Annotated in this window: 8 protein-coding genes and 1 other RNA gene; 3 read left to right on the top strand and 6 right to left on the bottom strand. The window is 31.1% G+C overall.

The features are described from left to right. A partial coding sequence (locus L6Q46_RS12175; protein ID WP_291284530.1) for an AAA family ATPase occupies window positions 1-238 on the bottom strand: 238 nt, incomplete at its 3' end. 109 nt (window positions 239-347) lie between these two features. Then, window positions 348-656, bottom strand: coding sequence for a hypothetical protein (locus tag L6Q46_RS12170; protein WP_291284529.1), 309 nt, complete (start codon window positions 654-656; stop codon window positions 348-350). 125 nt (window positions 657-781) lie between these two features. On the opposite strand from L6Q46_RS12170, the gene rnpB reads away from it, so the two are divergent. Beyond that, window positions 782-1,105, top strand: an RNA gene (gene rnpB, locus L6Q46_RS12165) — RNase P RNA component class A. A 13-nt stretch (window positions 1,106-1,118) separates the two neighbouring features. Here the strand turns inward: rnpB and rsmD are convergent. Genes rsmD through L6Q46_RS12150 form a run of 3 tightly spaced genes read right to left on the bottom strand, consistent with a single transcriptional unit; the run spans window position 1,119 to window position 3,251 of the window. Beyond that, window positions 1,119-1,697, bottom strand: a complete 579-nt coding sequence (rsmD, locus tag L6Q46_RS12160) for a 16S rRNA (guanine(966)-N(2))-methyltransferase RsmD (protein WP_291284528.1) — start codon at window positions 1,695-1,697, stop codon at window positions 1,119-1,121. Beyond that, complete coding sequence (locus tag L6Q46_RS12155; protein WP_291284527.1) at window positions 1,694-2,506, bottom strand: DUF3822 family protein; 813 nt, start codon at window positions 2,504-2,506, stop codon at window positions 1,694-1,696. The genes rsmD and L6Q46_RS12155 overlap by 4 nt, the downstream gene beginning before the upstream one ends. Beyond that, a complete protein-coding gene (locus tag L6Q46_RS12150) occupies window positions 2,490-3,251 on the bottom strand; it encodes a hypothetical protein (RefSeq protein WP_291284526.1) in 762 nt (253 codons plus the stop codon). The genes L6Q46_RS12155 and L6Q46_RS12150 overlap by 17 nt, the downstream gene beginning before the upstream one ends. A gap of 123 nt (window positions 3,252-3,374) precedes the next feature. Here L6Q46_RS12150 and L6Q46_RS12145 point away from each other — a divergent pair, with 123 nt between their 5' ends. Beyond that, on the top strand, window positions 3,375-4,799 hold the full coding sequence (locus L6Q46_RS12145; RefSeq protein WP_291284525.1) for an AAA family ATPase: 1,425 nt from the start codon (window positions 3,375-3,377) through the stop codon (window positions 4,797-4,799). Window positions 4,800-4,825: 26 nt separating this feature from the next. Continuing rightward, window positions 4,826-5,551, top strand: coding sequence for a 3-deoxy-manno-octulosonate cytidylyltransferase (gene kdsB / locus L6Q46_RS12140; protein WP_291284524.1), 726 nt, complete (start codon window positions 4,826-4,828; stop codon window positions 5,549-5,551). Here kdsB and L6Q46_RS12135 read toward each other — a convergent pair. Further along, window positions 5,543-5,956 (bottom strand): fused MFS/spermidine synthase (locus tag L6Q46_RS12135; protein ID WP_291284523.1); only part of this gene is annotated, 414 nt, incomplete at its 5' end. The two genes, kdsB and L6Q46_RS12135, sit on opposite strands and share 9 nt — an antisense overlap.

Genomic DNA, 5,956 nt, shown 5'->3' with positions numbered 1-5,956 from the left:
ATACATTAAACGAAAAATCCTCATACGGATCATCATAACCTTCTTGATTGATTTTTCGCGCTAAAATACGAGCACAAGTCGTTTTTCCAACACCACGAGGTCCAGTAAACAATAAGGCTTGCGCTAGGTGATTGGTTTCAATAGCATTCAACAAAGTATTGGTAATAGCTTGTTGCCCCACAACATCTTTAAATGTTTGCGGACGGTATTTACGAGCTGATACGATAAATTGTTCCATAAATTCTATTGAAACACAAATATAGGTTGTGAATTTCCAAAAAGCAAATTCCGAAATCCAAATTGAAGCGAATCTTTATAAAAGTTATTCACAATTTAGTATTTTGCTATTAAAGCGTTGTGGAATGCTTGTCTTTAATAGAAAGTTTAGAAATAGCTTCAGCATTTTTATCAGAAGAATTAGCTGAAGTTCCAGTTACAAAAACGCCTTTTAATCCATATTTTGAAACAATTCCGTAAACGGTTGCTTCATCATCTGGATTGGAGTTACCTTCGTAATGATAAATATGATTGATGGTATAATTTTCGGGATGCAAAATTATATCTTCTTCATTTTGATTGAAATCAAATGTAAACCCTTTTTCTCTTAATTTTCTTAGCGCTTCAGAGACAGAAGCATAGTGATAAATAGTTGACATAAGAATTAAGTATTATAAATTTGCGACCTATAAATTTACGAATATATTAGCTCTTAAAAGCTAAAGATTATGTTAAACTATCTATTAAAATTTCTTTAAAACGATAGAATTTGTTGTAAGTTTGCACCGCAGACCGCCTTATCGTCCGTGTGTAAACATGGTAGGAAAGTCCGGACACCAAAGAGTAGCATAGTGGGTAACGCCCATCCGCCGAAAGGTGAGGACAAGTGCAACAGAAAGTATGTACAGGTAATGCTGTAGTGAAACCAGGTAAACTCTATGCGGTGAAATGCCAAGTATATCAGCAGTTTTTGAGCAATCAGAATAAGGGCGACTCGTCCGATGTTGAAGGGTAGGCAGCTTGAGTTACGTAGTAATGCGTAATCTAGATAAATGATAAGGCTTCGATTTATCGGAGACAGAATCCGGCTTATAGGTCTGCTTTTTTATTTTATGACAATTTTAACCTTCGTCTTCTTCTTCATAATCTTCTTCTTCATCGCTTTCAAATTCGTAAAAAGAAAATACAGAACCTCCATAATTTTTTGAAAAAGAAAAATTAGTCAAATGATCTAATTTAGTATGTTTTGAATGTTCTACAATTAACATTCCTTCTTCGTCCAAAAGCTCGTTTTCAAAAATAAGTTGAATGATTCTTTCAAAGTTCTCCTGACTCAAATCATAAGGTGGATCAGCAAAAATGATATCATAATTTGCTTTACTTTTTTCTAAAAATTTGAAAACATCACTTTTAATTACGCTTATATCTAAATCTAGTTCAGTTGCCGTTTTTTTAATGAAATTCACACAACCCATGTCGCCATCAACACTGGTTATTGGTCCAGCGCCTCGAGAAGCGAACTCGTAACTAATATTACCAGTTCCTGAGAATAAATCCAAAACTTTTAATCCATGAAAATTAAAGTAATTATTCAAAATATTGAATAACGATTCTTTACACATGTCGGTTGTAGGACGAACAGGTAAGTTTTTTGGAGCTACTAAACGGCGCCCTTTGTGTTTTCCGGAGATAATTCTCATGAATGATAAAGTATAAAGTGATTTCGCAATTCGGTAGAGGAAACATCTAAGATTGAAGCTTTGTTTGAAACATCAAGTAAAGTGCAGTTTCTTATGTATTTAAAAGCAATTTTATAAAACGCATCCTCTTCAGAACAATTTCCAAAAAGTTGAACTGAAATAGTTTCTGGATTTAATTGCAATTGTTCGCAAGTAAATAAAACGAAGTAAATAAAATCCTCAGGTGTATTATATTGAAACGAATTAAAAAGTAATAATTGTTGATTTTTTACCACAACAATTTCAAAATGCTCTTTTTGTATGTGAACAAAAACTTGTTTTTCTTCTTTGTTTTTGGACAAATCGAGTAGTTGTTTTACCAAAATAGAATTCGCATTTTGGTATTCAAATGTTTCGTATTGGTCTAACAAGAAGTTGTTAATATTTACGAAAGGAACATACACGTTATTCATTTCGTAAGGAAAAATAACGTCGTGTGTAAAAAAATCGGTTTCAAAAACTTTGGTATTGTATTGTAAATAACTTGCTAAAAAATGAACATCAAATAAGGAAGTAGGCACAAAAGAATTTAAGTTATTGTCATGAATTACCATTACTTCATCAAATGATTTTGTAAGAATAGGATAATCGACAAAATTACGCCACAATTGTTCTTCAATTACTTTGTTTTTTTCAAAGTGAATTGACATTGTGTTTATTACTTTGTTTGATAGTAAATCAAAGACACAAAAAGAAAGTCCACTCAAGGAAACCTGAATGGACAACTTTTTATATGTTTTTTGAGTAATGTCGTTATTCGTTATTACCATATTTTTTTGGCCAGTTTCCAGTAAGAGTTACTTCTTCTAGTGAACCTAAAATAATTTGAGGACCATTGATTTCGTCAATAGATTCTACTTTATTTTCTTGTTTTACTAATTCTTGATCTAAATCTTTTAATAAAGCATTTTTGTCAATAATAGCTTGGAATACAGAAAGATTCATGTCGTTTCTACTAACAACACCAGTTTTCATTGATACAGGAACTTCAATACTTCCAACTTTAACAGCGTTAAGTCTTTTATAACGATCAGAGTTTTTAAATAATGAATCTTTTACAGAAACAGAACCTAATTTTGTGATGACAACCTCATCTTTAAAGAAACCTCCAACACCATCAGCACCAACTTTAATACCAAAAGCAGCATTTTTAGCAGCATCAATAACAGCAGTATCTCTTCTTGAAACGATTTCAAATTGTCCGTTTTCAACAAATTTGATTAATTCATCAAAAGTATCTGCATATTTTCCATGTACTGATTTGTAACCTGTTTGAAGTTTTTTAATGTCTAGCATAGTTTTAACAGCAACTTCAAAACGAGCCTCTTTTTCATTTTGAAACTCAATAGGTTTCATAATTGAAGAGTATATTAAATATACAAGAAAAAAAGAAATTCCCCATAATAGAATAGTGAATACTTTTTTATTTCCTGGAGTAACAAATTTATCAATTAGTTTAACCAATGCAAAGATTAAAACAATCAATACGACTAAATAAATAGCAATTTCTAACATTTGAATAATTTATTTTTAGTTAAATAGGTACGCAAATCTACAATTTTTTTTTCTACACAAAAGAATTTCTTGTAAAAATCATTCAGTATATTTGAAAAATTAATATTGGCCAAATCATTTTTTATGACATATAAGCTGTTTTACAATTTATTACAGAATAATTTCCCTCATCAACCCACTCTAAAACAGGATATTTTTTTTCAGAAAATAGCCGATTTTATTTTAAACTCGACTTCTGATGATATTTTTGTACTCAAAGGTTATGCCGGAACAGGTAAAACAACAATAATTTCTACCGTAATTAATAATTTAGGAGATGTTAATATGAAAGCTGTGCTTCTTGCTCCAACAGGTAGAGCAGCAAAAGTAATAAGTAATTACTCAGGAAAGCCAGCTTTTACGATTCACAAACGTATTTATTTCCCTAAAAAAAATAAAGCAGGTGGAGTAAGTTTCACTTTGCAGCAAAATAAATTTAAAAACACCTTATTTATAGTCGATGAATCTTCCATGATTTCCGATACGAATCAAGATTCTAAATTATATGAAAATGGTTCTTTGTTAGATGATTTGTTTTTTTATGTGGATGCCGGAAAAAATTGCAAGTTGTTATTAATAGGAGATACCGCTCAGTTGCCACCAGTTAATATGAGTGTGAGTCCAGCTTTGGATATTGATTCACTTTCGCTTCATTATCAAAAAAATGTACATCATATTGAGTTAGATGAAGTCATGCGACAAGCCGAGCATTCTGGAATTTTGTATAATGCGACTCAATTACGAGAATTATTGCATTCGCATTTTATTGATACGTTCCAATTCAAATTAAAAGGATTTAAAGACATTGTTCGTTTGCAAGATGGTTATGATATTCAAGATGCAATTCATCAAGCGTATGACAATTATAGTATAGAAGATACCGTTTTTATTTTGCGCTCGAATAAAAGAGCCAATCAATACAACCAACAAATTAGAGCTTCTATTTTATCTAAAGAAAGTGAAATTTCTACGGGAGATTATTTAATGGTGGTGAAAAACAATTATTTCTGGCTAAAAGAAGAATCAGAAGCCGGATTTATTGCTAATGGCGATATTGTAGAAATTCTAGAAATTAGAAAAATTCAAGAACTGTACGGATTCAAATTCGCCACCGTAAAAATCAGAATGGTCGATTATCCAAATCAAATTCCGTTTGACACCGTTATTATTTTAGATACGATTATGAGCGAATCACCTTCGTTAACTTATGAAGAATCGAATAAATTGTATCAGGAAATTTTATTAGATTATGAAGAAGAACGCCAACAATATAAAAAACTGCAAAAAGTAAAAGAAAACCCTTATTTCAATGCACTTCAGGTGAAATTTTCTTATGCTATTACATGTCACAAATCGCAAGGTGGTCAATGGAAAACGGTTTTTGTAGAACAACCTTATTTACCAGACGGAATTGATATCGATTATGTCCGCTGGTTGTACACCGCCATCACCCGAGCAGAAGAAAAATTATATTTAATCGGATTTAAGGACGAGTTTTTCGAAAATTAATACTTTTGTAATCAAATAAAATCAATATGAAAATTATAGCTGTAATTCCTGCTCGATATGCTTCCACACGTTTCCCTGCAAAATTAATGCAAGATTTGGGAGGCAAAACCGTAATTCTTAGAACGTATGAAGCAGCTATTTCCACGACTTTATTTGATGATGTTTTTGTGGTTACCGATTCTGATTTAATTTATAATGAAATTATTTCGAATGGAGGTAAAGCCATCATGTCGATAAAAGAACACGAAAGCGGAAGCGATAGAATTGCAGAAGCTGTTGAAAATATGGATGTTGACGTTGTAATTAACGTTCAAGGCGACGAGCCTTTTATCAATAAAAAACCTTTAAAAGAATTAATTGAAGTCTTCAAAAATGATACTGAAAAGAAAGTTGATTTAGGTTCTTTAATGTTTCAAATTTCTGATAAAGAAGAGATTAATAATCCGAATAACGTAAAAGTAATCACAGATCAACAAGGATTTGCTTTATACTTTTCGCGTTCGGTAATTCCATTTCCACGAGAAGAGAATGTAGGAGTTCGTTATATGAAACATATTGGAATATACGCTTTCAGAAAACAAGCTTTAATGGATTTTTACAGATTACCAATGTTGTCCTTAGAAGCTTCTGAAAAATTAGAACAACTTCGTTATCTAGAATACGGAAAACGCATTAAAATGGTAGAAACTTCGCACGGAAGCATCGGAATTGACACTCCAGAAGATTTAGAAAAAGCTAGAAAGTTATTGTAGTTTTTTTATAGTAAACAATTCGTTGTGAACTTCTATTTTGGGATATAATCGCACCGAATAATTGCTATCAAATTTACTTTTGTAAGTAGCGTTTCTTCTTCTGTCTTGATAGTCTAAAGTCATGGTATTGAATAATATAAATCCATTTACATTAAGTAAAAAATTAATTCTATTAATAAAGAAATCTTCAAATAAAAAATTAGGCATTGTAGTATCTTGAAAAATATCAATAATAATCAAATCATATTTTTCTTTGGTCTTTAAAACAAACTCAAAAGCGTCGTCTACCACAATTGAAACGTTTTCATATTTTCCTAACCCGAAGTATTTTGTTGCCAATTCTACAACAGCTGCATCAATTTCAACTCCAGTAATTTTGCCTTCAAATTTTACTTCTTTTTTTAG

The organism is Flavobacterium sp., from assembly GCF_023151265.1.
In the GTDB taxonomy this organism is placed as follows: Bacteria; Bacteroidota; Bacteroidia; order Flavobacteriales; family Flavobacteriaceae; genus Flavobacterium.
The sequence above is the reverse complement of the archived record's forward strand: the minus strand, read 5'-3'. Positions and strand labels throughout refer to the sequence as shown.

Coding starts and splice junctions, on each gene's coding strand:
- L6Q46_RS12170 (WP_291284529.1), bottom strand. CDS start 656: ATGTCAACTATTTATCACTATGCTTCTGTCTCTGAAGCGCTAAGAAAA.
- rsmD (WP_291284528.1), bottom strand. CDS start 1,697: ATGAGAATTATCTCCGGAAAACACAAAGGGCGCCGTTTAGTAGCTCCA.
- L6Q46_RS12155 (WP_291284527.1), bottom strand. CDS start 2,506: ATGGTAATAACGAATAACGACATTACTCAAAAAACATATAAAAAGTTG.
- L6Q46_RS12150 (WP_291284526.1), bottom strand. CDS start 3,251: ATGTTAGAAATTGCTATTTATTTAGTCGTATTGATTGTTTTAATCTTT.
- L6Q46_RS12145 (WP_291284525.1), top strand. CDS start 3,375: ATGACATATAAGCTGTTTTACAATTTATTACAGAATAATTTCCCTCAT.
- kdsB (WP_291284524.1), top strand. CDS start 4,826: ATGAAAATTATAGCTGTAATTCCTGCTCGATATGCTTCCACACGTTTC.